The organism is Pseudomarimonas salicorniae, assembly GCF_023156535.1.
GTDB classification, from domain to species: Bacteria; Pseudomonadota; Gammaproteobacteria; order Xanthomonadales; family Xanthomonadaceae; genus Pseudomarimonas; species Pseudomarimonas salicorniae.
Genome location: NZ_JALNMH010000006.1, coordinates 174,099 through 199,611 on the forward strand (window position 1 = coordinate 174,099; position 25,513 = coordinate 199,611).

A 25,513-nucleotide genomic window follows, 5' to 3' on the forward strand; every position below is an offset into this window, starting at 1 on the left:
CATACCGGGCTCCACGAGAGGGTGGAGGCATAGTGTTGTATATGCCTATAACACCATGACAGTGACTAAAGTTGGGTCGCGGCGGATTTGCGCCGAAGCGAAGCCGGGCGCGAGGCCGGGCCGGCGGCACGGACCGGAGCAGGGCGGGGCGCGCGGGTGCTGCGCTCGGTCGGGCGCGGTCGGCCGTCCGGCCAACGTGATGGCCGCGGGGCCCCGGCGCGGCTTCCGATAAGCTGGCCCGATGCCTGCTGCCCCCGCGCCCTCGATCCGCCGCCTGGCCCTGCTGCTTGGTGCCCTGTCGATGTTCGGCCCGTTCGCCATCGACACCCTCTTCCCGGCCTTTCCCGACCTGCAGCGCGACTTCGCCGCCAGTCCCGTCGCCGTACAGCAGAGCATCACCGCCTATCTCGTCGCTTACGCGCTGATGGCCATGGTCCACGGACCGCTGTCCGATGCGCTGGGTCGCAAGCCGGTGATCATCGCCGGGGCCCTGGTTTTTGCCCTTGCCTCGGTGGGGTGTGCATTGAGCGGTTCGCTGACCGAACTGCTCGCATTCCGCGCCCTGCAGGGCATGTCGGCCGGCGCCGGACAGATCGTCGGCCGGGCGATCATCCGCGACTGCGTCGAGGGGGCGGCGGCACAGCGCCTGATGGCCCTGGTCTCGATGGTCTTCAGCGTCGCGCCGGCGATTGCGCCGATCATCGGCGGTTGGATCATTGCCTACGCGGCCTGGCCGGCAATCTTCTGGGCACTGGCCGGGTTTGCCGTGCTGCTGGCGCTGGCGACCTGGTGGCTGCTGCCGGAAACGCACCCTGCCGAGGCGCGGGTGCCGGTCAATGCGCGGCGCCTGGCGGGGACCAATCTCGCCATCCTGCGCAACCGGCAGTTCCTGCGCCTGGGCTTTGCCGGCGGCTTCAACTTCGCGGCGATCTTCATCTACATCGCCTCGGCGCCGGCCTTCGTGCTCGATATCCTGCGCCTGAACGCCCAGCAGTTCGGCTGGTTCTTCGTGCCGATGATCGCCGGAATGAGTACCGGGGCCTTCCTCTCCAGCCATCTGGCCGGGCGCATGCGCGCCGAATCGACCGCGGCGATGGGCTTTGCCGTCTGCGCGATCGCGGTCACCGGTAACCTGCTCTGGAGCCAGCTTGGCGATCCGCACAGCCTGTGGTCGGTGCTGCCGATCAGCCTCAACTCGATGGGCGTGGCGATCGCCTTTCCGATCCTGATGATGGCCATTCTCGACATGTACCCCCGCCAGCGCGGTGGCGCCTCCTCCATGCAGATGGTCGTCGGCCTGTCGGTGAACACCGTGGTGGCCGGGGCGCTGTCTCCCTGGGCCAGCCAGAGTCCCGTGCGCCTGGCCGCCTGTTCGCTGCTGCTGGCGGCGATCGCCTGGCTGCTCTGGCGCAGCTATCTCAAGCGGCAGCCCGCCTGCCCGGGGCCAACCCAGCCCGAGCAGGTGTTGGCGCTGGAGCCGACCGACCGGCTCTGAGGCCTTATGCTGGGGGCCACGCCGGGGGCTCGGGACGGGGAAGCGATGGGTTGGGTGCTTGCGCTGCTGGGACTGCTGCTGGGCGCGGTGGTCGGCGATGGCGAACCGCTGGGATGGATCGGCGGCGCCCTGCTGGGCGCGCTGTGGGGTCAGGTGCTCGGATTGCGCAGGGAGCTGGAGGCGCTGCGCAAGTCCACGTCCCGCGTCGCGACGCCGTCGCCCTCGGTCAACAGCGCTCCGCCGGTCGCTGCAGCGTCTGCGCCATCCGAGGCCCCGACCCGCGCTTCCGAAGCCGCTCCGGCTGCGCGGCCCGCGGCCCCGGTCGCCGGGGCGGAAGATCCGTGGGGCGGACCCGCATCCGAGCTGTCCGCGGCGCGCCGGATGAATGCGCCGGGCGCGCAGCCCGACCCGGCGACCGCCTCATCCGAACCGCCTGCCGCACCCGCCGCGCCGGCCGAACCGGGTCTTCCTGAACGCCTCGTTGCGCTGGCATGGGGCTGGCTGCGCGAGGGCAATGTGCCGGTCAAGCTCGGCATGCTGGTGCTGTTCGTGGGCGTCGCCGGGCTGCTGCGCTATGCGGCGGAGCGCGGCGTGTTCGACCTGCCGATCGAGCTGCGCCTCGCCGCCATCGCCGCTGCCGGCCTTGCCGGGCTGTGGTTCGGCTGGGTTCGCCGCGAGCGCCAGCGGATCTTTGCGCTCAGCCTGCAGGGCGGGGCCTTGGGCGTGCTGCTGCTGACCGTGTTCGCGGCCTTCGCCCGCTACCAGCTGATTCCGGCCGGCGCGGCATTCTTCCTCGTCGTGCTGCTGGTCGCCGCGTCGGGCCTGCTGGCGGTGCGCCAGAATGCGCTGGCGCTGGCCGTGCTGGGCAGCATCGGCGGCTTCCTCGCCCCGGTGCTGATCAGCACCGGCAGCGGCAACCATGTCGCCCTGTTCAGCTACTACGCCCTGCTCAACCTCGCCGTGTTCGGCGTTGCCTGGGTCCGACCCTGGCGGATCCTCAATCTGGTCGGTTTCGGCTTTACCTTCGTCGTCGGTACGCTCTGGGCCTGGCGCTACTACCGGCCGGACTTCTATCCGACCGTGCAGCCTTTCCTCGTGCTGTTCTTCCTGTTCTATGTGGCCATCGCCCTGCTTTACGCCCTGCGCTCGGCTCAGCCGCCGCAGCGTGCGGTGGACGGGACCCTGGTCTTCGGTACGCCGCTGGTCGCCGCCGGCCTGCAGGCCGGCCTGATGGCCGACCGCCCGTTGGCCCTGGCCTTCGCCGCGGTGCTGGCCGCTGCCCTGTACGCCGCGCTGGCATGGTGGATTCGCGGCAACGACAGGTTGAGTTCCCTGCGCTACAGCTTCGCCGTGCTGGCGGTCGGTTTCGCCACCGCCGCCGTGCCGCTGGCCCTCGATGCCGATCTCACCGCCCAGGTCTGGGCCCTGGAAGGCGCCGCCCTGGTCTGGCTCGGCCTGCGCGCGGCGCGTCGCTCGCAGTGGTGGGCCGGGCTCGCCCTGCAGGTGGTGGCGGGCCTGGCCTGGCTGTTCTCGCTGGATGCGCTGCCCCACGATGCGCCGGATTGGCGGAACGGGGTGTTCGTGGGTGGCCTGGTGCTCTCGCTGGCGTTGGGCTTCGTGGTGCTGCAGCTGCAGAGAGCGGGGCGGGCCGTGCTGGTCGGCTGGGCCTGGTTCGTCGCCATGGCCGCTGTCTGGGCGATCGTCTGGCTGCGTGAACTTATCGATGCGCTGCCCGGAGACGCCGTGGCGCCGAGCACCGTGGTCTGGGTGGCGGCGAGTTGCCTGCTGGCGGCCTGGCTGCGCGGGCGACTGGACTGGCCGCGAGTTGGCGCACTCGCGATCGTCTTCCAGCTGCTCGCCTTGGGCCTTGCCCTGCTGGGCATCGAGTCGTCGGTCTACGAAGGCCTCGGCCTGCTCGCCTGGCCGCTGTGGGCGGCTCTGACCGCCGCGGCCTGGACGCTTCTGGCGCGGCCCTGGCAGCGCGGCCTGTCCTGGGCGCATGTGCTGTCGCTGGCGATCCTGTCGCTGGCCGCGGGCATCGAGCTGGCGCAGTGGGTTCACGATGGCCTTGACGCGTCCGGTGTCTGGGACAGCCTCGCGGCGCTGCTGCCGCTGGTCCTGCTGTTCGCCTTCGCCCTGCCGCCGCGATCGGCGAGCGCCTGGCCGCTGCAGTCGCGCTTCGATGAATACCGCTGGCGCTGGCTGATTCCCGCCGGCGCCGCACTCGCCATTGCCTGGATACTCAGCCTCGGCTCGCGCGGCGCGGCAGCGCCCTTGCCCTTCATTCCGCTGTTCAATCCGCTTGAGCTCGCCCAGCTGGCCGTGCTCGCCCTGCTGGTTCGCGCTGCCAGCCTGGCCCCGGGCCTTAACCGAACGCGCGCGCTCATGGCCGGAGGCTTTGCCGGTTTCGTCTGGGTCAGCGTGGCGACGCTGCGCGCGGTGCACCATGTCGGTGGTGTGCCCTGGAACGACGCACTGGCCCGCTCGATGCTGGGCCAGACCAGCCTGACCGTGGTCTGGAGCGTGCTCGGCGTGATTGCCTGGATCGTCGGCTCGCGTCGCGGGAACTATCCGCTGTGGCTGGGCGGGGCGGTGCTGATGGGCGTCGTGCTGGCCAAGCTGGTCCTGATCGACCGCCAGCACATGGGCAATATGCCGGGAATCGTTTCCTTCCTCGCGGTCGGCGCCCTGCTCACCGTGGTCGGCTACCTTGCGCCCTCGCCGCCGCGTGGCAAGGATCAGGAGGCCGCCGCATGAGAATGTCAGGTGCTGCGCTGCTCCTTGCTGTGGCGGCGGGCCAGGCGACCGCCGAGGACTACGCCTGGCAGTGGCCGATCGAGCTGCCTCGCCCGGAGGAGCCCGCCTACGAGCTGCTGCTGTCCGAGGAGGTCTACGCCTCGCTGGCCGATCCGCTGCTGCGCGACCTTCAGGTCGTGGATGCCGCTGGCGCGGCCCAGCCCACGGCCATGCAGCCAGCGCGTCAGCGGCCGGCCGGGCCGGCACGGCTGGAGGCGGTGCCCTGGTTCCTGCTGCCGGCCGAGGGCCTGGCTGCGGGCGACCTGCCGGGCGGCCGATTCGAGTCGGCCGGCGTAGCGCTGAGCTGGAAGCTGCCCGAGGCCCGGGATGCGGCCGCGCCGGAGCTGCTGCTCGATCTGTCCGATCTACCCGAGGACGCGCGGGCCATCCTGGTCGAGCCAGCCGTCGAGTCCGGACCCTGGCGTGCGCGGATCGAGGTGTTGAGCAGCCAGGATCTGCAGCAATGGTCGCGGGTCGCCCCGCCGACCGCGCTCTATCGACTGGAGCAGGGCGGGCATCAACTGGCCCTGCTGCGCATCGATCTGCAGCGATCGCCGCAACGCTACCTTCGTCTGCGGCATGTCAGCGGTTCGCAGGGCGGCGCGATCAGCGGCCTGCAGGTCGAACGCCGCGTCGCGGCGGCGGCCGAGCCCGAGCCGCTGCGCTGGCTGCGCCTGACCGCCGTCGTGGGGCAGGGCGGCGACCGCCACTTCGAGTTCTCGCTTCCCGGCCCGATGCGCATCGAGGCCTGGACCCTCGATGCCGGCGAGGGCAACTGGCTGCTTCAGGCCCGTCTCGCCAGTCGCGGTATGGATGGTCGTGAGTGGCGGCCGCGCGGGCAGGGCGAGGTCTATCGCTGGGAGGTGGACGGCGAGCGCCTGTCCAGCCCCGAGGGAGTGGTGGCCCCCACCCGGGACCGCGAGTGGCGGATTGAACTGGTCGAAGCACGCGGCAGCGCCCCGCCGGCGCTGGTGCTCGGCTATCGCCCCGATCGACTGCTGTTCCTGCCCGAGAGCCCGCCCCCGTACCGGCTGCTTGCCGGCTCCGGGGATGCCCGGCGCACCGATGCGCCGACCCGCGCCGTGCTGGCGGCGATCCGCCAGCAGCGTGGCGAGGAGTGGGCGCCGGTCGAAGCGGTGCTCGGTACCCGGACCGAGCTGGCCGGTGCGGCCGCGCTGGAGCCGACCCGGGCGCCGCCGGACTGGCGCCGGGCCCTGCTCTGGGCGGTGCTGATCGCCGTAGCCGGCAGCGTGATCGTCATCGCCCTGAAGCTGCTGCGCCAGCCTGGTTCGCCCGGGAACGGCTGAGAGCTTCGGACTTTCAGGCGCCTCCCGTCCCGGAGGGCACAGGGACACGAAAGGGCCTTGCATTCTCCAAATAATTCGATAATGCTAGAACTATGAAAACGAGCGATCCGGCGAACACTGGCGTGTCGGCCGGTGCTCCAGGACCGCAAGCACGGTCCAACCATCCGACCGGGAGCCGCCGCTCCGGCGTCCCGGTCTGTCCGGCCTCCCAGGCCTGCCGTAGGCTGATCCAGAAGGAACCCGCATGAACCGCTTCCACGTTCACCTCAACGTCAATGATCTCGACGCCAGCATCCGCTTCTATACCCAGCTGTTCGCCAGCGAACCCAGCGTGCGCAAGGACGATTACGCAAAGTGGATGTTGGACGACCCGCGGCTGAACTTCGCCATCTCCAACACCGGCCGCGCGCCGGGTATCGACCACCTCGGCTTCCAGGCCGACGCCGGCGAAGGCCTGCAGGAGCTCGGCCGCCGCCTCGATGCCGCGGGGGGCTCGGTGCTGCCCGAAGTCGGGGCAACCTGCTGTTATGCGCGCTCGGACAAGTTCTGGACCGAGGACCCGCAAGGCACGAAGTGGGAGACCTTCCACACCTTCGGCGAGTCCACCCGCTATCACGGCGGCAGCGGCGCCTGCGACAGCGGCGCTGCGGCCTGCAGCCCTTCGCCCGTGGAGCAGCCTGCCGTGCAGCAGCCTGCCGTGGCGGAACGCTGTGCCCCGCGCAGTGGCTGCTGCTGAGCAGGGACGGATCATGCGACCGATACGACGACTGCTGTTCGTCTGCGTGGAGAATTCCAATCGCAGCCAGATGGCCGAGGCTTTCGCGCGGCTGCACGGCGGCGACACCGTCGATGCGCAGAGCGCGGGCTCGCGGCCCTCGGGGCGGATCAACCCCAAGGCGCAGCGCTTCATGGCCGAACTGGGCTATGACCTGGGCAGCCACCGCTCGAAGTCCCTCGACCAGGTGGAGGGCGAGTTCGATGCGGTGATCACCATGGGCTGCGGCGACGACTGCCCCTGGATTCCCGCCGCCCGCCGCGAGGACTGGGCCCTGCCCGATCCCCGCGACATGGACGACGACGGCTACCGGGGCGTGCGCGATGAGATCGGGCGCAGGGTGAAGGCCCTGCTGGAATCACTGTGACGGCTGGCGCCACGGCTGCTGAAGCCGCAGTCAGCATTCGTGAAGGGACGCCCGCCGACAGGCCGCGCGTGCTCGATCTGCTGCAGCGTGCCGGGCTGCCCACCGCCGACCTGGGCGAGGGCGGGGTGGACTTCCTTGTCGCCGACCAGGACGGCCGCGCGCTCGGGGTCATTGGCCTGCAGCGATTCGAGGGCGTAGGCCTGCTGCGCTCGCTGGTGGTCGACGGCGATCACCGCGGACGCCGCCTCGGCGTGGCCCTGGTCGCCGAGCTGGAGGCACGGGCACGGGCCGCTGGAACGCTCGACCTTGTCCTGTTGACCGAGACCGCCGAGGCCTTCTTCGGCCGCCGCGGCTACGCACGTATCGAGCGTGCCGCCGCCCCCGCGGTTCTGCAGCAGACAGCCGAGTTCCGCGCCCTCTGTCCGGCTTCGGCGGTCTGCATGCGGAAGCGGCTGTAGCGGCCGGCCAGGCCGCGCTTCAGCCTGCGCCGATCTGGCTGAGCAGGTCGTCGACCAGGATCGGTCGGCCGAACAGGAAGCCCTGCATCTCGTCGACCTGCAGTTCGCGCAGCAGGGTGGCCTGGGCTTCGGTCTCCACGCCCTCGGCGACCACCTTGAGGCCGAGGGTGTGGCAGAGATCGACGATTCCCTGCAGCAGCGCGCGCGCCTGCAGCTGGTCGACCGCGTCGGTCATGAAGCTGCGGTCGATCTTGACCTTGTCCAGTGGCAGCAGGCGCAGGTAGGCCAGTGACGAGTAGCCGATGCCGAAGTCGTCGAGCGCCACGCCGAAGCCCTCCCCGCGGAAGGCCATCAGCAGGTCGGCAGCCACCTGCGGGTCATCGATCACCGCGGACTCGGTGATCTCGAGGTTGATCCGATGGGCCGGTACCTTGTGCCGCCGGCAGGCGCGACGCAGCAGGTCCAGGGTGGCGGCATCGCCCAGCTGGTGCGGCGACAGGTTGATGGCCACCTCGAACTCCAGGCCCTGGGCCTGCAGCCGCGAGGCGAAGGCCAGCGACTGGTTGATGGTCACCTCGCCGATGCGGTTGATCAGGCCATTGCGCTCGGCCAGCGGGATGAACTCCGCAGGCGAGACCGGGCCCAGCAGCTCGTGGGTCCAGCGGACCAGGGTCTCGTAGCCGATCTCGCGGCCATCGCGATCGACCTTGCACTGCGCGGCCATGCGCAGCCGCTGGTGTTCGAGGTCGTGGCGCAGGGCACCGAGCACCTCCAGTTCGCGCAGACCTGCGCTGTCGCGGTCGCCCTGGTGAAAGGCGAAACCGGCGCGGCCGCGGCGCTTGGCCTGGTGCATGGCGCGATCGGCCAGCTTGAGCAGCAGCTCGGGTGAATCGGCATGTTCAGGGGCCAGCGCGATGCCGATGCTGGCGGTGACCTGCAGGCGATGTTCCTTGATGTCCATCGGCTCGCTGAGCACGTCGAGCAGCCGCCGGGCCAGGCGCTCGGCGCGGTCGCGGGCCTGCGCGGCGCGGGTCAGTACGCAGAACTCGTCGGCCCCCCAGCGCGCGACGTAGTCGCCCTGGCCGACCCAGCCCTTCAGGCGCAGGGCCACCTCGCCGAGCAGTTCGTCGCCCGCCGCATAGCCAAGGCCGTCGTTGACCGTCTTGAAGCCGTCGATGTCGACAAACAGCAGGGCCGCCTCGTTCTGCTCCTCCACGTCCGGCAGCACGGCGTCGAGCTTTCTTTCGAGACTGAGCCGGTTGGGCAGACCGGTCAGCCCGTCGAACAGGGTCATCTGCTCAAGGCGGCGCTGGCTGTGATGGCGGTCGCTGATGTCGCGTACGGAAAGCAGGAACAGCGCGGCATGACCCTGGCCCGCGGCAAGCGAGGACACGTTCAGCTCGACCGGCAGCATCGATCCATCGAGGCCGCCCAGCGTCGTCTCGCAGTGCATCGAGCCGCTCTTCTTCAGCCGCGGCAGGTCCAGCGCGGACTGGTCGAGGAACTCCAGCGCCTGCAGACCCGCGAGCGGGCGGCCGTCCGCGGCCAACATGCGCTCCAGCGCCTCGTTGGCCTCGAGGATGCGCCAGTCGCCATCGAGCACGGCGAGGCCGTCACGGTTGGTGGCGAAGGCGTGGCCGAGCAGGCGCAGCGAGCGTTCGGACTGACGCAGCTCGGTGATGTCCTTCAGCGTGCCGAGGCAGCGTAGGGCGCGGCCCTCGTCGTCGCGCTCCACCGCGCGCCCGCGCACCCGTCGGTACAGCGCGATGCCGGTGTCCTCGTCGGGGAGCAGGGCGATCGCCACGTCCAGCGTGTCCGACAGGCCATCGCGCAGCGCCAGCGCCGCATCACGCAGGCGGGCCGCGTCCTCTTGCTCGACCCGCTGCAGGAGCAGCTCGTCGAGGCTGCCCAGCGTGGTCTCACCGCGGTGATTGAGGTGGTGGAAGCGGGTCACCCGCAGCACATCCTCGCCCGGCGCCCATTCCCACATGGCGTCACCCGAGGCCCAGAGAGCCAGCTGCAGCGTCTGTTGCAGCTCGCGGCTCATCTGCAGAGTCTCGTAGAGGTCCTTGCTCTTCTCGACGAGCAGCGACTCGGCCTGCTTGCGCGCCGAGCGCTCGCGGTCGAGCCGGCGCTCGCAGGCGGCGCTGGTGGAGTCGGGGTCAGCGGGTGCTTTCGACATGAATGATCACATGAGGGTCATCGCCGGCTACGGCCTCCAGGCGGACGCCGACTTCCAGCCCGTACAGTTTCGCCGCGCCGTGGATCAGCCCCTTGGCCAGTTCCTCCATGCGCCGCGGCGAGTCGTAGCGCAGGGCGAGGCTCCCAGCGTCTCGGCTGACCACGCTGAACCGCGGCAGTTGCGCGTCGGGATACAGACGAAGCACCTCCGGGTGAATGGTGTCGTCGAGCCGGCCCAGCAGGTCGAACAGCGAGGGGCGCTCGGCCAGCAGGTTGGGGTGCAGGACCGCAAGCCGGCCGAACAGATATTCGCCGAAGGCCTCCAGCAGTTGGGGTACCGGGAGGCGGGTCTGCTCGGACAGGGCGCCGACCAGTCGGACCATTTCCTCGTGCGGATAATGGCCGACGGCGGTGTAGGCGCCATCATGGCCGATCGCCGCACGATCGAGCATCGCGTCGACTGCATCGGGCGAGAAGCGCGCCTCGACCATTTCCATGAATTCTGTGAACACCACGCCGAGCATTGGCAGACATCGCTGGGGCAGGACCCGATCAGCGGAGTTGACCCTGCGCGCCGCCTGCGGTCAACCACAAAGACTTTACGCTGGCTGCCACTCGGGCGGCGGCGGCCAGTCGTGCGGCGCATTGATCTCCAGCGCCTGGCGCACATCCCGGCGGTCCAGCTGGGGGGCCAGGGCCAGCAGCAGGTCGAGCGTGTAGTCGCGCAGCACCCGCTCGCGCGGCAGCACCGCCCAGGTGGTGCAGGCGGGAATCGAGGCGGGCGCCGGCAGGCTGGTCAGGTCGCGGTCGTCCTCGGGCAACAAGGCCATCTCGGCCAGCAGGCCGACGCCGAGACCGGCGCGCACATAGGTCTTGATCAGATCGGCGTCGCGCGCGGTCAGGGCCAGCTGGGGCATCAGTCCCTCGGCCTCGAAGGCGCGGCGCAGCGAGGATTCGGGCCGGACGGAGGACTCGTAGCTGAGCAACGGGTGCGCGGCGAGGTCGGAGAGCCCGGGTGCGCGCAGCTCGCCGATCGGGTGGCGCTTGGGCACCAGCACCCGGCGCTGCCAGCGGAACAGCGGCAGGGCGAGGCCACCACCCGGCGCGATGTCACCCGCGGTCGAGGTGATCGCGATGTCGGCACTGCCCCGGGCCAGCAGGTCGAGGACGTCGCTTTCGCCGACCGGCTGCAGGTGTACCGAGACATCCGGATAGCGCTTGACCAGGGCCGCGATGGCCGGCGGCAGCACGAAGCGCGCCTGGGTGTGCGTGGTGATGACGGTCAGCTCGCCCTGCACCTCGCGGCGCTGATTGGCGGCGAATGCGCGGATGTTGTCGGCCTCGGCAACGATATTGCGGGCCCGCTCGAGGACCTCGGCGCCGGCCGGCGTCACCGAGCCCAGCGCCCGGCCGCGTCGCGAGAACAGCAGGAAGCCCAGCTCTTCCTCCAGCTGCTTGAGCTGCTTGGACAGCCCCGGCTGGGTGGCGTGGACGCGGTCGGCGGCCAGGGTGATGTTCAGGCCGGCATCGGCGATGGCGACCAGGTAGCGCAGCTGGGTGAGGGTCATGGCTCGGGGCAGGGCGGGCGCAGCCGCCATGCTGGGGCAAGCGTCGCGGCAGGACAAGCGCAGCGCCCGGGGCCAAGATGACCGATCGACATGTGCTGCTGCCGGCGGACCATTTGTTGGTCCCTCGGGGCCGGCCTAACGTCCGCTCATGGACCAGGATCCCGATCGCCTCTTTCCGCTGTTCGCCCGGCTGCGCGGCCGGCCCGTGCTGGTTGTCGGCGGCGGTGTCGTCGCGGCGCGCAAGATCAGCCCTCTGATCGCCGCCGGGGCGCGGGTCAGGGTGGTTGCCCGGGCGCTCGGAGAGCATGTCGAGGCCCTGGTATCCGAAGCACGGCTCGAGTGGATCGGCCGGGAGTACGAGCCCGGCCAGCTCGATGAGGCCTGGCTGGTGGTGGTGGCGACCAGTGATCGCACGCTCAATGCCCGCGTCGCCGCCGATGCCGAGGCGCGCCGGCTTTGGGCGAACGTGGTCGACGACATCGAACTGTCCAGCTTCCAGTCCCCGGCAGTGGTCGACCGCGCGCCGCTGCAGGTGGCGATCTCGAGCGGGGGCGCGGCGCCGGTGCTGGCGCGTCAGGTGCGCGAGCAGATCGAGGTCCTGCTCGATGAGCATGTTGGTCCACTGGCCAGCCTGCTGCACGAGCATCGCCGCCTGATCCGCCAGCGCCTTCCCGAGCTGCCCGCGCGGCGACGCTTTCTCGAATCACAGCGCGAAGGACCGGTGGGCCGGCGGCTGGCCGCCGGCGATCGTCCCGGGGCGATCGCCGCCCTGCATCAGGCCCTCTCGCTGGCCGCGGCCCGGCCGGCCGGCATGGTCTCGATCGTCGGTGCCGGGCCGGGTGATCCGGGCCTTGTCACCCTGAAGGCGCTGCGCCGCCTGCAGGAGGCCGACATCATCCTGCATGACCGGCTGGTGCCCGAAGCGGTGCTGGCGCTGGCCCGCCGCGATGCCGAGCGCATCGAGACCGGCAAGCGTGCCGGCCAGCACTTCACCCCGCAGGAGGAGATCCACCGGCTGATGGTCCACTACGCCGCCCAGGGCCTGCGCGTAGTCCGGCTGAAGGGCGGTGATCCCTTCGTCTTCGGCCGCGGCGGCGAGGAGATCGAGCACCTTCGCGAACACGACATCGACTACGAGGTGATCCCCGGGATCACCGCGGCCCTGGCCTGCGCCGCGCACGCCGGCATCCCGCTGACCCACCGCGATCACGCCCAGTCGGTGCGCCTGCTGACCGCGCACTGCCGCGACTCGCTCGACACTCATGACTGGGCAGCCCTGGCCCAGGAGCGGCAGACCCTCGCCGTCTATATGGGGGTGTCGGCCCTGGCCGACTTCTCGGACCAGCTGATCGCCCACGGACGCGGCCCTGATACCCCCTGCGCGCTGATCGAGAACGGCAGTCGGCCGGATCAGCGTGTGGTGTTGACCACGCTGCAGCACTTGCCGGCCGACGCCGCGAGGTTCAACGTAGGCTCCCCGGCGCTGCTGGTGACGGGCGAAGTGGCGGCGCTGGGTGACCGGCTGCACTGGTTCGGCGCCAAGCCGCTGCGTCACCATCCTGTACACGCGGTTCCCGCGGCACTCGCCAGCGCGGCCTGATCCCGACACGCCTTCCGGAGTCTGATCATGATCTACGACAGCATCCTCGACACCATCGGCCGCACGCCGGTGGTTCGTGCCCACCGCATCGCCCCGCAGGGCATCGAACTCTTCTTCAAGGTCGAGGCCTTCAATCCCGGCGGCTCGGTGAAGGATCGCCTGGCGCTGGCGATCATCCTCGACGCCGAGCAGCGCGGCACCCTCAAGCCCGGTCAGACCGTGGTCGAGGCGACCTCGGGCAATACGGGCGTGGCCCTGGCCATGGTCTGCGCCGCGCGTGGCTATCCCTTCGTTGCGGTGATGAGCGAGACCTTCTCCATCGAGCGGCGGAAGCTGATGCGCGGCTACGGCGCCAAGGTCATCCTGACTCCCGCCGCGGCGCGCGGCAGCGGCATGGTCAAACGAGCCGAGGAGCTGGCCGCACAGCACGGCTGGTTCCTGGCGAGGCAGTTCGAGAACCCGGCCAATCCGGCCTACCACCGCAGCACCACCGCCGCCGAGATCCTCCGCGACTTCGCGGGTCGGCCGCTGGACTATTTCGTGTCCGGCTGGGGCACCGGCGGCACCATGACCGGCGTCGGCGAGGTGCTGCGGGTGGCCCGTCCCGAGGTGAAGATCGTCACCACCGAACCCGCCGGGGCCTCCCTGCTGGCTGGCAAGGAGTGGCAGCCGCACAAGATCCAGGGCTGGACTCCGGACTTCGTGCCCAAGGTCCTCAACCGCGATGTGTTCGACGAGAACCTGCCAATCGACGACATCACCGCGCGCGACACCGCGCGTCGCCTCGCTCGCGAGGAAGGCATTTTCGTCGGCATCTCCGCCGGCGCCACCGCCGCCGCTGCGCTCAAGGTCGCCGAATCCGCACCCAAGGGCAGCACCATCCTCGCCATGCTCCCCGACACCGGCGAGCGCTACCTGTCGACCTTCCTCTTCGAAGGCGTCGAGGAAGGCTCGGACGACGCCTGGCTGGCGTCGCTGGAGGCAGGCGACAGCAGCGCCGCGGCCTGACGCGCGCGCGGGCGATCCGCACTTCATAGGGTGCGGCTGGCCGCACCGGGCGTAGCGTTCGATCGGCGCGACAGCCGCGCCAAGGAAAACGCAGGGCGCAAAGCAGACGTAGTGCAAAACCCCGATGTAGGAGCCAGCTTGCTGGCGATAGGCGCCCTGGTTGGGACGATCGCCAGCAAGCTGGCTCCTACATTCAACGGCGCTGCAAGGTCCGGTTTGCGCCGCAACGCAGGCGTTGCCCGGTCAAACTGTGGGAGTGCCCTCGGGCGCGACCGCAGCGCTAGGGATTCACCACAGGCCGAGGCCAGAGCGGATCTCCGCGGTCGCGCCCAAGGGCACTCCCACAGTCGGGATTCGTTGAGCGTCAGCGAAGTCACATGAGGTGGGTCTCGGCGCACCGATACGGGGGTTCGGACGGTACGTCCGGTGCGGCCAGCCGCACCCTATGAACTCGGCTAACGCCCCCGATGGCGCGGCAGGGCTTGGCTTCAGCGCAGCAAGCTGCGCTGTACGAGTGCCGCTCGCGTCTTTCGCGTCTTTTGCGTCTTTCGCGGACCCAATCGCTCTTGCTTTGCGAATGTCCGTTTGACGCCCCAAGGCCCCGTGAAACGCACAACGCCGGCACGGGGCCGGCGTCGTGGGGTCAGCCAGGCGGCAGGCCTCAGAAGCCGCAGCTCTTGCCCTGGTTCTGCTCGTTCAGCCAGCCCTGCAGCGGGCCGAAGTACTCGAGCACCGCCGAGGCGTCCATGGTCTCGGTGCCGGTCAGCTCCTTCATGGTCTGCTGCCACGGCTGGCTCTGGCCTTTCTGCAGCATGGCCCAGAACTTCGCACCGGCTTCCTTGTTGCCGGCGAAGTTGCAGGTGTGCAGCGGACCTTCGTGGCCCGAGGCGTCGCAGAGCGCCTTGTAGAACTGGAACTGCAGCACGTGGGACAGGAAGTAGCGCGTGTAGGGCGTATTGCCCGGCACGTGGTACTTCGCGCCCGGGTCGAAGAAGTCCTCGCCGCGCGGGCTGGACGGCGCCACGCCCTGGTACTGGGCCTTCAGCTCCCACCACGCCTTGTTGTAGTTCTCAGGCGCGATCGAGCCGTCGAACACGCCCCAGCGCCAGCGGTCGATCATCAGACCGAAGGGCATGAAGGCGACCTTGGCCAGGGCCATGCGCATCTGCTCGTTGATGGTCGCCTGCTCGCTGACCACCGCGTCGCCGACCAGGTTGATCGACTTCAGGTAGTCCGGGGTCATCGACAGCACGATGGTGTCGCCGATGGCCTCGTGGAAGCCGTCATGCGCGCCGCTCTGGAAGATAGGCGGCTGGTCCTTGTAGGCCAGGTAGTAATAGATGTGGCCGAGCTCGTGATAGATCGTGGTCAGCTCTTCCTCGTTCGGCTTGATGCACATCTTCATGCGCACGTCCGAAGCGTCCGGATTCATCTGCCAGGCGCTGGCGTGGCAGACCACGTCGCGGTCGCGCGGCTTGATCAGCTGCGACTTCTCGTAGAACGACTCCGGCAGGGCCGGCATGCCAAGACCGGTGTAGAAGCCTTCGGCCAGCTGGGTCATGTCCTTGGCGATATCGAAGTCGGCGGCGATGCCTTCCTCGACCAGGCGCGCGCTGGCGGTGTCCCTGAGCTTGGCGACGCGGTCGGCGAACAGGCGGGCGCGCTTGTCCTCGAGGCTCTTGCTGATGTCGAGGTCACCCACGCCCGGGTAGGGCTGCAGGAAGTCCCAGAGGTTGCCCCAGTCCTGCTGCCACAGGTTGCCCATCAGATGGGCCGGGAGGTACTTGCCGTCGACCGTGCCCTGATCGCCGTACTTCTCGGTCAGCTCGCTGCGCACGTAGCAGTGCAGGTTGTCGTAGAGCGGCTTGACCTGGCCCCACAGACGGTCGGTCTCGGCCTTGAAGGCATCCGGATCCATGTCATAGCCGGAGCGCCACATGTGGCCGGCGTCCTTGTAGCCCATCTCGCGCGCGCCCTCGTTGATCAGCGCGGCGAACTCCTGGTAGTCGGCGCGCATCGGCACCGAGATGGTGTGCCAGCCCTGCCAGGCCTCCAGCTGGGCGTTGTAGTCGCGGCTCTTGGCCAGCGTCTCGGACAGCTCGCCGATCTGCCGGCAGACCTGCTCCTCGCCCTCGCCGGTGCAGTAGCTGCCCGAGCCGTAGGCCTGGTCGAGGCCGGTGGCCAGCTCGGTCAGGCGCTTGAGCTTGGCCGGATCCTTTGGTGCCGGCATCGAGGTGCCGAGCTTGAGCAGGGCGATGGCGCGTGCGGTCGACTCGCTCATCGGCTGGCCCTCGTACTGCTTGGCCTGCTCGACGAACTCGTTGAGCTGGGCGAGCTGCTTCTCGCTGTAGGCCGCGGCAAGACGGGCGGTGTCGTCGTTGATATAGGTCTGCGACAGCCAGGCCGCCGAAGTGCCGGCCGGCATCATCTCGGCCATGGTCTTGTTGACCCGGGCGATGAAGGCGTCGGCGCTCTCCTTCGGCGCCTCGGCCACCGGGGCGGCGGTCTCGCCCTCGGGCGCACTGCCGCAGCCGGCCAGCAGGGTAAGGGAAGCCAGAATCGAAATCGCCAGCGGCGCGCGAGGCAGTTTCACGGTGCACTCTCCAGTCATTGCGGTCCGCAATCGTTGCGGGGAGGGCGCAGGCTAGACGGCGGCTGAATGCGGTGCAAGTGGCAGTGGTGCCGCGCAGCGGCTCCCCTCAGCGGGCGGAGGGCGGTGCCGGAGGGCCCTGCCCGGCGCAGTGCGCGCCCGCCGGAAAGGGCGGGTGGCCCCAGCGGCACAGGGTGTCCAGCCGTCGCTGCACCACGTCGGCATCCGCGAAGTAGAGCCCGGCCAGCAGGCGGAGGTCGGCCTGCGGCCAGTTCCCCGCGCAGGGTCGCGAACATCGGCACCAGGCCGACGTGGGCCCAGGCCATGAAGGCGATCGGCCAGCTCAGGGCGATCAGGGAAAGGGGGGCGCCGAGCGCTGCCGCCAGCAGCGCAGCGAAACCCCTTGTTCAGGGGCCATGAGGCAGGCCGCGCCCGGCGAGGAATCGCCGGGCGTCCTCGGCGTCGGCCTCGAACCAGGCCTGCGTCGAGCCCAGGCGGAAGGTGTAGCCCCAGGCGTCCATGTCGCGCGTCAGCCGCCCCCGGCCCACCCCGGGCAGCCGATCGGCCAGCAGGATCTGCAGGTAGCAGGTGGCGTCCTCCTCGATCACCGAGTCGGTGGCATCGGTATGCACCAGCGCACGGCGCTCCTCCGGCAGGACGATCAGATGGCAGGCCTCGTGCAGCAGCGAATGCACCGGCGTGTCGGGCCGGGCGAACACCCGGCTGGCGATCACCCCGGCCTCCTCGTCGCCCCAGAAACTGCCCGGAATCGCCTCGCCCTCGGCCACCTCAACCAGTTCCAGCGCAAACTCCGCCAGCAGATCGCGCACGGCGCCCACATCCACGTCGCGCAGGCGCAGCACCTCTACGGGATCCGTAGCGGCGGCAGGGGCGGCGGGAGCGGGGGCGGCGTACATCGGCGGAACGTAGGGACGGGTGGCGGCGGATTGTATGCGAGGAGCAAAACCTGCGCCTCTCCTTGGCAATCCGTTCAGGAAGACTCGGGCGCAAAGCAGACATTCATAAAGAAGACATTCATAGGGCGCGGCTGGCCGCACCGGGCATACCGTCCGAACGCCCGTATCGGTGCGTCCAGGACGCACCCTATGGGGCTTCGCTGACGCCCAACGCAGCCCGACTGTGGGAGCGCCCTTGGGCGCGACCGCGGAGTTCCGCTCTGGCCGCGGTCTGTGGTGAATCCGTAGCGCTGCGGTCGCGCCCAAGGGCGCTCCCACAATTTGACTGCGGCAAGGCCTGCTTTGCGGCGCAAACCGGACCTTGCAGCGCCGTTGCGTGTAGGAGCCAGCTTGCTGGCGATCGTCCCGTCCGGGGCGCCTATCGCCAGCAAGCTGGCTCCTACATTTGGGATCTGCGGAAGGTCCGCTTCGCGCCCAGTCCTGCCCTTCAACCACAAGCTACCAGAGCGCATCCCGCAGCTTGTACCAGCCCATCGCGGTGACCAGCAGCGGGGTGCGCAGCCAGCGGCCGCCGGGGAAGGGCAGGTGGCGGAGGCGGGCGAAGGCATCGAGGCGTTCGGACTGGCCGCGGATGGCCTCGGCGATGATCCGCCCGGCCAGCTGGGCGGTGTTGAGGCCGTGCCCGCTGTAACCCTGTGCGTAGTAGAGGTTGCTGCCTAGCCGGCCCCAGTGCGGGGCGCGGCTGGCGGTGATGCCGATATTGCCGCCCCAGACGTACTCGAGCTTCACCGGGCCCAGGTTCGGAAAGACCTTGGCAATGCGCCGGCGCATCACCCCTGGCAGGTGCGGCGGGGGCAGGGTGGAATAGCTCGCCCGGCCGCCGAACAGCAGGCGGTGGTCGCGGGTGAGGCGGAAGTAGTCCAGCGCCCAGTTGACGTCGGCTACCGCCATGCCGTTCCCGATCAGGCCGCGGGCGCGGGCCTCGCCCAGCGGCTCGGTGACGGCGATATAGCTGCCGACCGGCATCAGTCGCGTGCGCAGCTCCGGCACCAGCGGTCCGAGATAGGCGTTGCCGCCGAGCACGCCGAAGGCAGCGGTCACGCGGCCGGCCGGCGTGTGGAAGTGCAGCGGCTCGCCGCGCTCGATGCGGATCACCGGGCTGGCCTCGAACACCTGAACGCCGAGTTCCCGCGCCGCGCGGGCCAGGCCCTGCACGTACTTCAGCGGATGCAGGTGGCCGCTGCGGGCATCGAACAGCGCGCCGAGGTAGCGCCGGCTGTCGAGCTGCCGAACCAGCGTCTCGCGCGGCCACCATTCCAGCTCGTAGCCGTAGCGCTCGGCCAGCTGCTCGCGCTCGGCGCGCAGGGCGCGCTCCTGGCGCGGCTTGATCGCGACGTGGGCGTGGCCGGGCTGCCAGTCGCAGTCGATGCCGAAGCGGGCGCTGCGCTGGTGGATCATCTCCACCCCCTCGAGCGACCAGTCGAACATCGCCCGGGCGACGTCACTGCCCAGCGCGGCCTCCAGCACGTGCGGTTCGCAACCGTAGCCGAAGATCGCCTGGCCGCCATTGCGTCCGGAGGCGCCCCAGCCGATGCGCTGGGCTTCCAGCACCACCACGCGGCGGCCGGCCTCGGCCAGTTCGATGGCCGCCGACAGCCCGGTCAGGCCGCCGCCCAGCACCACCACGTCGGCGCCGAGGTCGCCCTTCAGCGCGGGCAGCAGGGGCGCTGCATCGACGCTGGCCGCATACCAGGACGGCGCATGCGGCAGCGGCTCAGACATGCCGCAGGTACCAGTCCACCTCCAGCGAGGTCACCTCGCGCTCGAAGCTGCGCAGCTCCTTGAGCTTCTGCTGGCCGTAGATGTGCCGGAACGCGCTGCCGAACTGCTTCTCCACATAGTCGCTGGAAAGAAAGCGCTCGATGCTCTGCCGCCAGTGTGGCTCCTGCAGCTCGGTCTGCTCGTAGGCGTTGCCGGTGACCGGCGGGCCCGGGTCGTGGCCCTGCTCGATACCGTCCAGCATGCCGGCCAGCACCGCCGCGGTGACCAGATAGGGGTTCGCATCGGCGCCGGCGATGCGGTGCTCGATGCGGACATTGTCGGGGTCGCTATAGGGCACGCGCATCGCCACCGTGCGGTTGTTGAAGCCCCAGCAGGTGTTCAGCGGCACGAAGGCGTTGAGCACGAAGCGCCGGTAGCTGTTGGCATGCGGGGCGAACAGCAGCATGCAGTCATCGGCGCAGCGCTGCAGCCCGCCGATGGCGTGGCGCAGGTTGTCCGAGGGCGACTCCGGCGTGCAGGCGAAGACGTTGCGGCCCTCGCGGTCGAGCACGCTGGCGTGCACGTGCAGGCCGCTGCCGGCCTGGCCGACGAAGGGCTTGGCCATGAAGCTGGCCTGCATGCCCTGCTGCTCGGCGACGGCCTTGATCGCGCGCTTGAGCATCAGCGCGTCGTCGCAGGCGGCCAGCGCGTCGGCGCGGTGCTTGAGGTTGATCTCGAACTGTCCGGGGGCGTACTCGGCCACCGCGGTGTCGGCCGGGATGCCCTGGGCGGCGCAGGCCGCCGCCACCGCCTCGGTAAAGCCGCGGTAGTCCTGCAGGTCCTGCAGGTAATACACCTGGGTGGCGTGATTGCGCTGTCCGGTGTTCGGGTTGATCGTGGTCCGCGGATGGCCGGCCTCGTCAAGGCGCGCGTCGAGCAGATAGAACTCCAGTTCCACCGCCACGACCGGCGTCCAGCCGCGGGCGGCGTAGCGCTCCAGCACCCGGCGCAGGACCTCGCGTGGATTGGCCTCGAAGGCGGTGCCGGCGAGGTCCTCCATGCACAGCAGGGCCTGCAGGGTCGGCACGTTTGCCCAGGGCACGGGTCGCAGTGAGCCCGGCAGCGGCCGGCAGACCCGGTCCTCGTCACCGATGTCGTAGCCGAGGCCGGTTTCCTCCACGGTATTGCCGGTGATGTCGGTGGCGATCAGCGACATCGGCAGGCACACGCCCTGCGACCAGACCTTGTCCAGCGCGCTGCGGGCAATGCGCTTGCCGCGCAGCAGGCCGTTCATGTCGGCCAGGATCAGGTCCACCGCGGCCGCATCGGGCAGGGCGGCAAGGGCGGCGGCGTCGGCGTCGTTCAGCTGCAGGGTGGCCATGAAAGCACGGGTTCGGGGGCGAATCGGCGGATGCTAACAGAAGGTGAAAGTGTCAAGAATTCTCATCGCCCTGCGCCGGGAAGCGGCGCGAAACCGCCTGCAACTGGCTGTTCCATGGATGGCCGTTGAAAAAGTCGAACGGGAGGGGTAGGGTGCCGACAGCTCTCCCAAGACCCACATGCATGCCCCGGCTTGCCAAGGTGGCGGTTCCCGCGGATCGCAAGATGATCGGTCCCCACCCGTTCCAGTCGGTGGGCGAGAAATACCTGCGCGCCCTCCATGAGGCGGCCGGGGTCTGGCCGCTGCCGCTGCCTTCGCCGTGGGCGCTGGACACCGGGCAATGGCTGGACGAGGTTGACGGCCTGTTCCTCACCGGTTCGCACAGCAATATCGAGCCGCGCCGCTTCGGTGCAGGCGTTGTCGATCCCGGCTTCCTGCATGACCCCGAGCGTGACGAGGCGACCCTGTCGCTGATCCCGATGGCGCTGCAGCGCGGCCTGCCGGTGTTCGCCGTCTGTCGCGGCCTGCAGGAGGTCAATGTCGCGTTCGGCGGCAGCCTGCTGCAGAAGGTCCACGAAACGACAGGTTATGCTGACCACCGCGAGGACACGGCGCAGCCGCTCGAGGTGCAGTACGCGCCCGCGCATCCGGTGAACCTTGCCGAAGGCGGCTGGCTGGCGGGCATCGCCGGCTCGACGCGGGTCGAGGTCAACTCCCTGCACGGCCAGGGCATCGAGCGGCTGGGTCGCGACCTGCTGGTCGAGGCCCGAGCCGACGACGGCCTGATCGAGGCCGTGCGTCATGCCGACCCCGACTCCTACCTTCTGGCGGTGCAGTGGCACCCGGAGTGGCGGGCCACCGAGAATCCCTTCTACGCCGGCACCTTCCGGCATTTCGGCGACGCCTGCCGTCGCCACCAGGCAAGGCGTCGCTGAGATGGCCAAGAAGAAGAACCTGCCGCCGCCGCAGGCGCAGATCGAGAGCGAGCTGAAGCGCTGGCTCAAGGACAACCGGATCACCGAGGTCGAGTGCCTTGTGCCGGACTTCACCGGCAATGCCCGCGGCAAGATCGTCCCGGCCACCAAGTACTCGCACGAGTGGGGCACCCGGCTGCCCGAGGGCATCTTCGTCACCACGGTCACCGGCGACTTTCCCGACAGCTACTACGAGCTGGTCTCGCCCTCGGACTCGGACATGTACCTGCGGCCGGATCCGGACACCCGGCGCATGGTGCCCTGGGCCACCGACCCCACGGCGCAGATCATCCACGACTGTTTCACCCGTGACGGCCGGCCGCACGAGCTGGCCCCGCGCAACGTGCTGCGGCGCGTGCTGTCCGCCTACGAGGCGCTCGGCCTGAAGCCGATCATCGCGCCCGAGGTCGAGTTCTTCCTGGTGCAGAAGAACACCGATCCCGACTTCCCGCTGCAGCCGCCGGCCGGGCGCAGCGGCCGGCCGGAGACCGCGCGGCAGTCCTATTCGATCGACGCGGTCAACGAGTTCGACCCCATCCTCGACCTGATGTACGACTACGCCGAGGCGATGGAGCTGGATGTCGACACGCTGATTCACGAGAGCGGCGCGGCCCAGCTGGAGGTCAACTTCGAGCACGCCGACCCGATGTCGCGGGCCGATCAGGTGTTCCTGTTCAAACGCGCCATGCGCGAGGCGGCCCTGCGCCATGGCGTCTACGCCACCTTCCTTGCCAAGCCGATGGAGCACGAGCCGGGCAGCGCGATGCACCTGCACCAGAGCCTGGTGGATGCGCAGGGCAACAACGTCTTCGCAGGCAAGAAGGCCGGCGAGCATAGCCAGCTGTTCCAGCACTACCTGGCCGGCCTGCAGAAGTACATCCCGTTCGCGATGCCGTTCTTCGCGCCCAACGTGAACTCCTACCGGCGCCTGCTGCTCGGGGAGATCTCGCCGAAGAACGTCGAATGGGGCTACGACAACCGCACCTGCGGCCTGCGCGTGCCGGTGGACTCGCTCGAGAACAGTCGGGTCGAGAGCCGCTTCCCGGGCTCCGACGCCAATCCGTATCTTGCGGTCGCCGCCACGCTCGCCTGCGGGCTGCTCGGCATCCGCGAGCGGCTCACCCCGACCGAGCCGATGACCGATAACGCCCACGACCGCGGCGTCACCATTCCGCGCTCGCTGCACGAGGCGCTGGACGGCCTGCGCGATTGCGAGCCGCTGAAGGAGGTGATGGGCAGCCGCTTCGTCGGCGCGTATTCGGCGGTCAAGGAAAAGGAATACGAAACCTACTTCCGGGTCATCAGCAGCTGGGAGCGGGAGTTCTTGCTTTTGAACGTTTGAGGGCCCAGGGCCCAGGGTTCGGTCGCTGCGCGACAACGGTGGCTCCGCCACCTGCGCCTTCGCTTCGTTCGGTCAGGGCTCGGGGCTCAGGAGCCAGGGGCGTATCTTGAGGTTGGGGAGTTGGATCGGGATGGAGTGGGCGATGGGCGACGGAAGGTTTGAAGGGGGCGTGGTGGACCGAGTCCCGGGAGGTTCGCGGCAGTGAACCTGGAAGCCCTGCGCGCGTCGGATGCGGCGCATCATCTGCATCCGTTCAGCGACAACAAGGCGCTGGGCGAGAAGGGGACGCGGATCTTGACCCGGGGCGAGGGGGTGTATGTATGGGATCAGGACGGCAACCGCCTGCTCGATGCCTTTGCCGGGCTGTGGTGCGTGAACATCGGCTATGGCCGCCGCGAGCTGGGCGAGGCGGCGCGGCGGCAGATGGACGAGCTGGCCTACTACAACAGCTTCTTCGGCTGCACCACCGAGCCCGCGGTGAAGCTTTCGGCCAAGCTTGCCGAGTTGGCGCCGGGCGACCTCGACACCGTTTTCTTTACCAACTCCGGATCCGAGGCCAATGACACCATCCTGCGTCTGGTGCGGCATTTCTGGGCGGTGCAGGGGCGGCCGGAGAAGTTCCATTTCATCGGCCGACACAACGGCTACCACGGCTCGACCGTGGCCGGTGCCAGCCTTGGCGGCATGGCCGGCATGCACAAGCAGGGCGGGCTGCCGATTCCCGGCATCCACCACATCAACCAGCCCTACTGGTTCGGCGAGGGCGGGGAGATGTCGCCCGAGGAGTTCGGCCTCGCCCGGGCGCGGGAACTGGAGGCGAAGATCCTCGAGCTGGGGCCGGAGCGGGTGGCCGCCTTCATTGCCGAGCCGCTGCAGGGCGCGGCCGGCGTGTTCATCCCGCCCTCGACCTACTGGCCGGAGATCAACCGCATCTGCCGGCAGTACGACGTGTTGCTGGTCGCCGACGAGGTGATCTGCGGCTTCGGCCGCACCGGGCAGTGGTTCGGCTCGCAGACCTTCGGCATCGAGCCCGACCTGATGCCGATCGCCAAGGGGCTGACGTCGGGCTATATCCCGCTGGGCGGAGTGCTGATGAACCAGCGCGTGGCCGGCGTGCTGCGCGAGCAGGGCGGCGAACTGGCCCACGGCTACACTTACTCGGGCCATCCGGTCTGCTGCGCGGTCGCACTGGAGAACCTGCGCATCCTGCAGGAAGAACGCATCGTCGAGCGCTGCCGCGAGGACACCGGGCCCTATCTTGCCCAGCGCTGGACGCAGCTGGCCGAGCATCCGCTGGTCGGCGAAGCCCGCATCTGCGGCATGGTCGGGGCCCTCGAGCTTGTGCCGAACAAGCCGTCGAGAACCTTCTTCGAGGACCGTGGCCGGGTCGGTGGACTGTGCCGGGATATCGCCCTGTCGAACGGGCTGATCCTGCGCGCCACCTGGGACGCCATGCTGCTCTCGCCGCCGCTGGTGATCTCGCGCGGCGAGATCGACGAACTGATCGAAAAGACCTGGAGGACGCTGGACCAGACCGCGGCTGCACTCAGGCAGGGCTGAACCGGCCCGCCGCCGCACCGGAGCGGCGCAAGGACCGGCTGTCCTGCCCGCTCATCACCGCTAAGATCGACCGCGCCCAAGCAAGAACTGCCGTACGTACCGCTCAACCAGCTGGCTGTCGAAAGGAGTTCACCATGCGCAAGACCCCGCTGTGCCTGCTCGTCGTCTCCGCCCTTGCCCTGTCTGCCTGCGGCGGACAGCAGGCGCCCCCGGCCGACCAGGCCGCCGAGCCCGCGGCCCCTCCGCCGGCTGCCGAGCGCTCGGTGAATTTCTACAACTGGTCCGACTACATCGGCGAGGAGACCCTGGCCAACTTCACCGCCGAGACCGGGGTCAAGGTGACCTACGACGTCTTCGACTCGAACGAGACGCTTGAGGCCAAGCTGGTGGCGGGCGGAAGCGGCTACGACGTGGTCGTGCCCTCGCTGTCCTTCCTCGGCCGGCAGATCCAGGCGGGCGTGTTTGCCGAGATCGACCGCTCGCGCCTGTCGAACTACGGCAATCTCGATCCGGTGCTGATGGAGCGCATCGCCAAGACCGACCCGGGCAACAAGTACTCCGTGCCCTACCTCTGGGGCACGACCGGCATCGGCTACAACGTGGCCAAGGTCAAGGAGGTGCTCGGCGCCGACTACGTGGTGGACTCCTGGAAGATGGTCTTCGAGCCGGAGACCATGGCCAAGCTGGCCAACTGCGGAGTGACCTTCCTCGACACGCCGACCGAGATGGTGCCGACCGTACTGAGCTACCTCGGCGAGGAGCCGAACAGCTTCGACGAGGCGGTGATCGAGAAGGCCGGGGCCAAGCTCGACGCTATCCGCGAGCATGTCCGCTACTACCACAGCTCCAAGTACATCACCGATCTGGCCAATGGCGACATCTGTGTCGCGGTCGGCTGGTCGGGCGACGTCTTCCAGGCCCGCGACCGCGCGGTCGAGGCCGACAACGGCGTCGAGATCAACTACGTCATCCCTTCCGAGGGCGCGATCATGTGGTTCGACATGATGGCCATCCCCAAGGACGCGAAGAACGTCGACGAGGCCTATGCCCTGATCGACTACCTGCTCAAGCCGCAGGTGATGGCCGACATCCAGAACTATGTCACCTACGCCAGCGCGAACACCGCGGCCTTCCCGCTGCTCGATGAGACCGTGCGGATCAATCCCGCGGTCTATCCGCCCGAGGAGGTCAAGGCCAAGCTGTTCACCCTCGCGGTGCTGCCGCCCGAGGTGGACCGCCTCTACACCCGGCTGTGGACGCGGCTGAAGACCGGGCGGTAGGGCCGGCCCGTCCGCCCGGTGACCCCCTCCCAACCTCCCCCTCCGCGGCTTCGCCGCGCAAGGGGAGGGGCAGGGCGCGGGCCGCGGGCGACAGCTTCAAGCTGCGATGCCAGCGTCTTTCCCCTCCCCTTGCCGCGCAACGCGCGGGAGGGG

19 protein-coding genes are annotated in these 25,513 nt (G+C 69.4%); 12 read left to right on the forward strand and 7 right to left on the reverse strand.

Annotated features, from left to right (window positions below; all coding sequences use genetic code 11):
* Positions 1-241: 241 nt before the first annotated feature.
* The 6 genes from M0G41_RS08645 (at position 242) to arsN2 (ending at position 7,198) form a co-directional block, all read left to right on the forward strand.
* Positions 242-1,495 carry a multidrug effflux MFS transporter gene (locus tag M0G41_RS08645; RefSeq protein WP_248207939.1) on the forward strand — a complete coding sequence of 418 codons (1,254 nt, stop codon included), beginning with the start codon at positions 242-244 and terminating at the stop codon, positions 1,493-1,495.
* 54 nt (positions 1,496-1,549) lie between these two features.
* A complete protein-coding gene (locus M0G41_RS08650) occupies positions 1,550-4,252 on the forward strand; it encodes a DUF2339 domain-containing protein (RefSeq protein WP_248207942.1) in 2,703 nt (900 codons plus the stop codon).
* Positions 4,249-5,598, forward strand: a complete 1,350-nt coding sequence (locus tag M0G41_RS08655) for a DUF3999 family protein (protein ID WP_248207949.1) — start codon at positions 4,249-4,251, stop codon at positions 5,596-5,598. The genes M0G41_RS08650 and M0G41_RS08655 overlap by 4 nt, the downstream gene beginning before the upstream one ends.
* A 244-nt stretch (positions 5,599-5,842) precedes the next feature.
* Positions 5,843-6,334: an ArsI/CadI family heavy metal resistance metalloenzyme gene (locus tag M0G41_RS08660; RefSeq protein ID WP_248207952.1), complete on the forward strand. Its 492-nt coding sequence runs from the start codon at positions 5,843-5,845 to the stop codon at positions 6,332-6,334.
* A 13-nt stretch (positions 6,335-6,347) separates the two neighbouring features.
* Positions 6,348-6,740, forward strand: a complete 393-nt coding sequence (locus tag M0G41_RS08665; RefSeq protein WP_248207956.1) for an arsenate reductase ArsC — start codon at positions 6,348-6,350, stop codon at positions 6,738-6,740.
* Positions 6,741-6,808: 68 nt separating this feature from the next.
* Positions 6,809-7,198, forward strand: a complete 390-nt coding sequence (arsN2, locus tag M0G41_RS08670) for an arsenic resistance N-acetyltransferase ArsN2 (protein WP_248207973.1) — start codon at positions 6,809-6,811, stop codon at positions 7,196-7,198.
* A 19-nt stretch (positions 7,199-7,217) separates the two neighbouring features.
* Here arsN2 and M0G41_RS08675 read toward each other — a convergent pair whose 3' ends face one another.
* The 3 genes from M0G41_RS08675 to M0G41_RS08685 form a co-directional block, all read right to left on the reverse strand.
* Complete coding sequence (locus M0G41_RS08675) at positions 7,218-9,380, reverse strand: putative bifunctional diguanylate cyclase/phosphodiesterase (protein ID WP_248207984.1); 2,163 nt, start codon at positions 9,378-9,380, stop codon at positions 7,218-7,220.
* Positions 9,361-9,903, reverse strand: coding sequence for a heme NO-binding domain-containing protein (locus tag M0G41_RS08680; protein WP_248207986.1), 543 nt, complete (start codon positions 9,901-9,903; stop codon positions 9,361-9,363). The genes M0G41_RS08675 and M0G41_RS08680 overlap by 20 nt, the downstream gene beginning before the upstream one ends.
* Before the next feature lie 75 nt (positions 9,904-9,978).
* Positions 9,979-10,947: a LysR family transcriptional regulator gene (locus M0G41_RS08685; RefSeq protein ID WP_248207989.1), complete on the reverse strand. Its 969-nt coding sequence runs from the start codon at positions 10,945-10,947 to the stop codon at positions 9,979-9,981.
* A gap of 148 nt (positions 10,948-11,095) precedes the next feature.
* Here M0G41_RS08685 and cysG point away from each other — a divergent pair, with 148 nt between their 5' ends.
* Both cysG and cysK read left to right on the forward strand, forming a co-directional pair.
* A complete protein-coding gene (gene cysG / locus M0G41_RS08690) occupies positions 11,096-12,547 on the forward strand; it encodes a siroheme synthase CysG (protein WP_248207990.1) in 1,452 nt (483 codons plus the stop codon).
* A 24-nt stretch (positions 12,548-12,571) separates the two neighbouring features.
* The gene (gene cysK, locus M0G41_RS08695) at positions 12,572-13,555 is read left to right on the forward strand and encodes a cysteine synthase A (protein WP_343226472.1); all 984 of its coding nucleotides are present in this window, start codon (positions 12,572-12,574) and stop codon (positions 13,553-13,555) included.
* A 661-nt stretch (positions 13,556-14,216) separates the two neighbouring features.
* Here the strand turns inward: cysK and M0G41_RS08700 are convergent.
* From M0G41_RS08700 to M0G41_RS08715, 4 genes are all read right to left on the reverse strand, one after another.
* Positions 14,217-16,148, reverse strand: coding sequence for a M2 family metallopeptidase (locus M0G41_RS08700; protein ID WP_425511241.1), 1,932 nt, complete (start codon positions 16,146-16,148; stop codon positions 14,217-14,219).
* 404 nt (positions 16,149-16,552) lie between these two features.
* Positions 16,553-17,062 carry a hypothetical protein gene (locus M0G41_RS08705; protein ID WP_248207996.1) on the reverse strand — a complete coding sequence of 170 codons (510 nt, stop codon included), beginning with the start codon at positions 17,060-17,062 and terminating at the stop codon, positions 16,553-16,555.
* A 498-nt stretch (positions 17,063-17,560) separates the two neighbouring features.
* Positions 17,561-18,844 (reverse strand): NAD(P)/FAD-dependent oxidoreductase, encoded by a 1,284-nt coding sequence (locus M0G41_RS08710; RefSeq protein ID WP_248208004.1) that lies wholly within the window; start codon positions 18,842-18,844, stop codon positions 17,561-17,563.
* On the reverse strand, positions 18,837-20,204 hold the full coding sequence (locus M0G41_RS08715; RefSeq protein WP_248208007.1) for a glutamine synthetase family protein: 1,368 nt from the start codon (positions 20,202-20,204) through the stop codon (positions 18,837-18,839). Before M0G41_RS08715 ends, M0G41_RS08710 begins: the two co-directional genes overlap by 8 nt.
* A gap of 182 nt (positions 20,205-20,386) precedes the next feature.
* Here M0G41_RS08715 and M0G41_RS08720 point away from each other — a divergent pair, with 182 nt between their 5' ends.
* The 4 genes from M0G41_RS08720 to M0G41_RS08735 all read left to right on the forward strand — a co-directional run bounded on the left by M0G41_RS08720 (position 20,387) and on the right by M0G41_RS08735 (position 25,360).
* Positions 20,387-21,139: a gamma-glutamyl-gamma-aminobutyrate hydrolase family protein gene (locus M0G41_RS08720; protein WP_248208010.1), complete on the forward strand. Its 753-nt coding sequence runs from the start codon at positions 20,387-20,389 to the stop codon at positions 21,137-21,139.
* A 1-nt stretch (position 21,140) separates the two neighbouring features.
* A complete protein-coding gene (locus M0G41_RS08725; protein WP_248208012.1) occupies positions 21,141-22,520 on the forward strand; it encodes a glutamine synthetase family protein in 1,380 nt (459 codons plus the stop codon).
* Positions 22,521-22,721: 201 nt separating this feature from the next.
* Positions 22,722-24,080 (forward strand): aspartate aminotransferase family protein, encoded by a 1,359-nt coding sequence (locus tag M0G41_RS08730; protein WP_248208014.1) that lies wholly within the window; start codon positions 22,722-22,724, stop codon positions 24,078-24,080.
* A gap of 134 nt (positions 24,081-24,214) precedes the next feature.
* Positions 24,215-25,360, forward strand: coding sequence for an extracellular solute-binding protein (locus M0G41_RS08735; protein WP_248208016.1), 1,146 nt, complete (start codon positions 24,215-24,217; stop codon positions 25,358-25,360).
* The last annotated feature ends 153 nt before the right edge of the window (positions 25,361-25,513 follow it).

Excerpts from the sequence above, each read along its gene's own strand:
- M0G41_RS08665 (WP_248207956.1), top strand. The coding sequence starts at position 6,348 with ATGCGACCGATACGACGACTGCTGTTCGTCTGCGTGGAGAATTCCAAT.
- M0G41_RS08725 (WP_248208012.1), top strand. The coding sequence starts at position 21,141 with ATGGCCAAGAAGAAGAACCTGCCGCCGCCGCAGGCGCAGATCGAGAGC.
- M0G41_RS08735 (WP_248208016.1), top strand. The coding sequence starts at position 24,215 with ATGCGCAAGACCCCGCTGTGCCTGCTCGTCGTCTCCGCCCTTGCCCTG.
- M0G41_RS08645 (WP_248207939.1), top strand. The coding sequence starts at position 242 with ATGCCTGCTGCCCCCGCGCCCTCGATCCGCCGCCTGGCCCTGCTGCTT.
- M0G41_RS08675 (WP_248207984.1), bottom strand. The coding sequence starts at position 9,380 with ATGTCGAAAGCACCCGCTGACCCCGACTCCACCAGCGCCGCCTGCGAG.
- M0G41_RS08715 (WP_248208007.1), bottom strand. The coding sequence starts at position 20,204 with ATGGCCACCCTGCAGCTGAACGACGCCGACGCCGCCGCCCTTGCCGCC.
- M0G41_RS08680 (WP_248207986.1), bottom strand. The coding sequence starts at position 9,903 with ATGCTCGGCGTGGTGTTCACAGAATTCATGGAAATGGTCGAGGCGCGC.
- M0G41_RS08720 (WP_248208010.1), top strand. The coding sequence starts at position 20,387 with ATGCCCCGGCTTGCCAAGGTGGCGGTTCCCGCGGATCGCAAGATGATC.
- cysG (WP_248207990.1), top strand. The coding sequence starts at position 11,096 with ATGGACCAGGATCCCGATCGCCTCTTTCCGCTGTTCGCCCGGCTGCGC.
- M0G41_RS08705 (WP_248207996.1), bottom strand. The coding sequence starts at position 17,062 with ATGTACGCCGCCCCCGCTCCCGCCGCCCCTGCCGCCGCTACGGATCCC.
- M0G41_RS08710 (WP_248208004.1), bottom strand. The coding sequence starts at position 18,844 with ATGTCTGAGCCGCTGCCGCATGCGCCGTCCTGGTATGCGGCCAGCGTC.
- M0G41_RS08660 (WP_248207952.1), top strand. The coding sequence starts at position 5,843 with ATGAACCGCTTCCACGTTCACCTCAACGTCAATGATCTCGACGCCAGC.
- M0G41_RS08655 (WP_248207949.1), top strand. The coding sequence starts at position 4,249 with ATGAGAATGTCAGGTGCTGCGCTGCTCCTTGCTGTGGCGGCGGGCCAG.
- M0G41_RS08685 (WP_248207989.1), bottom strand. The coding sequence starts at position 10,947 with ATGACCCTCACCCAGCTGCGCTACCTGGTCGCCATCGCCGATGCCGGC.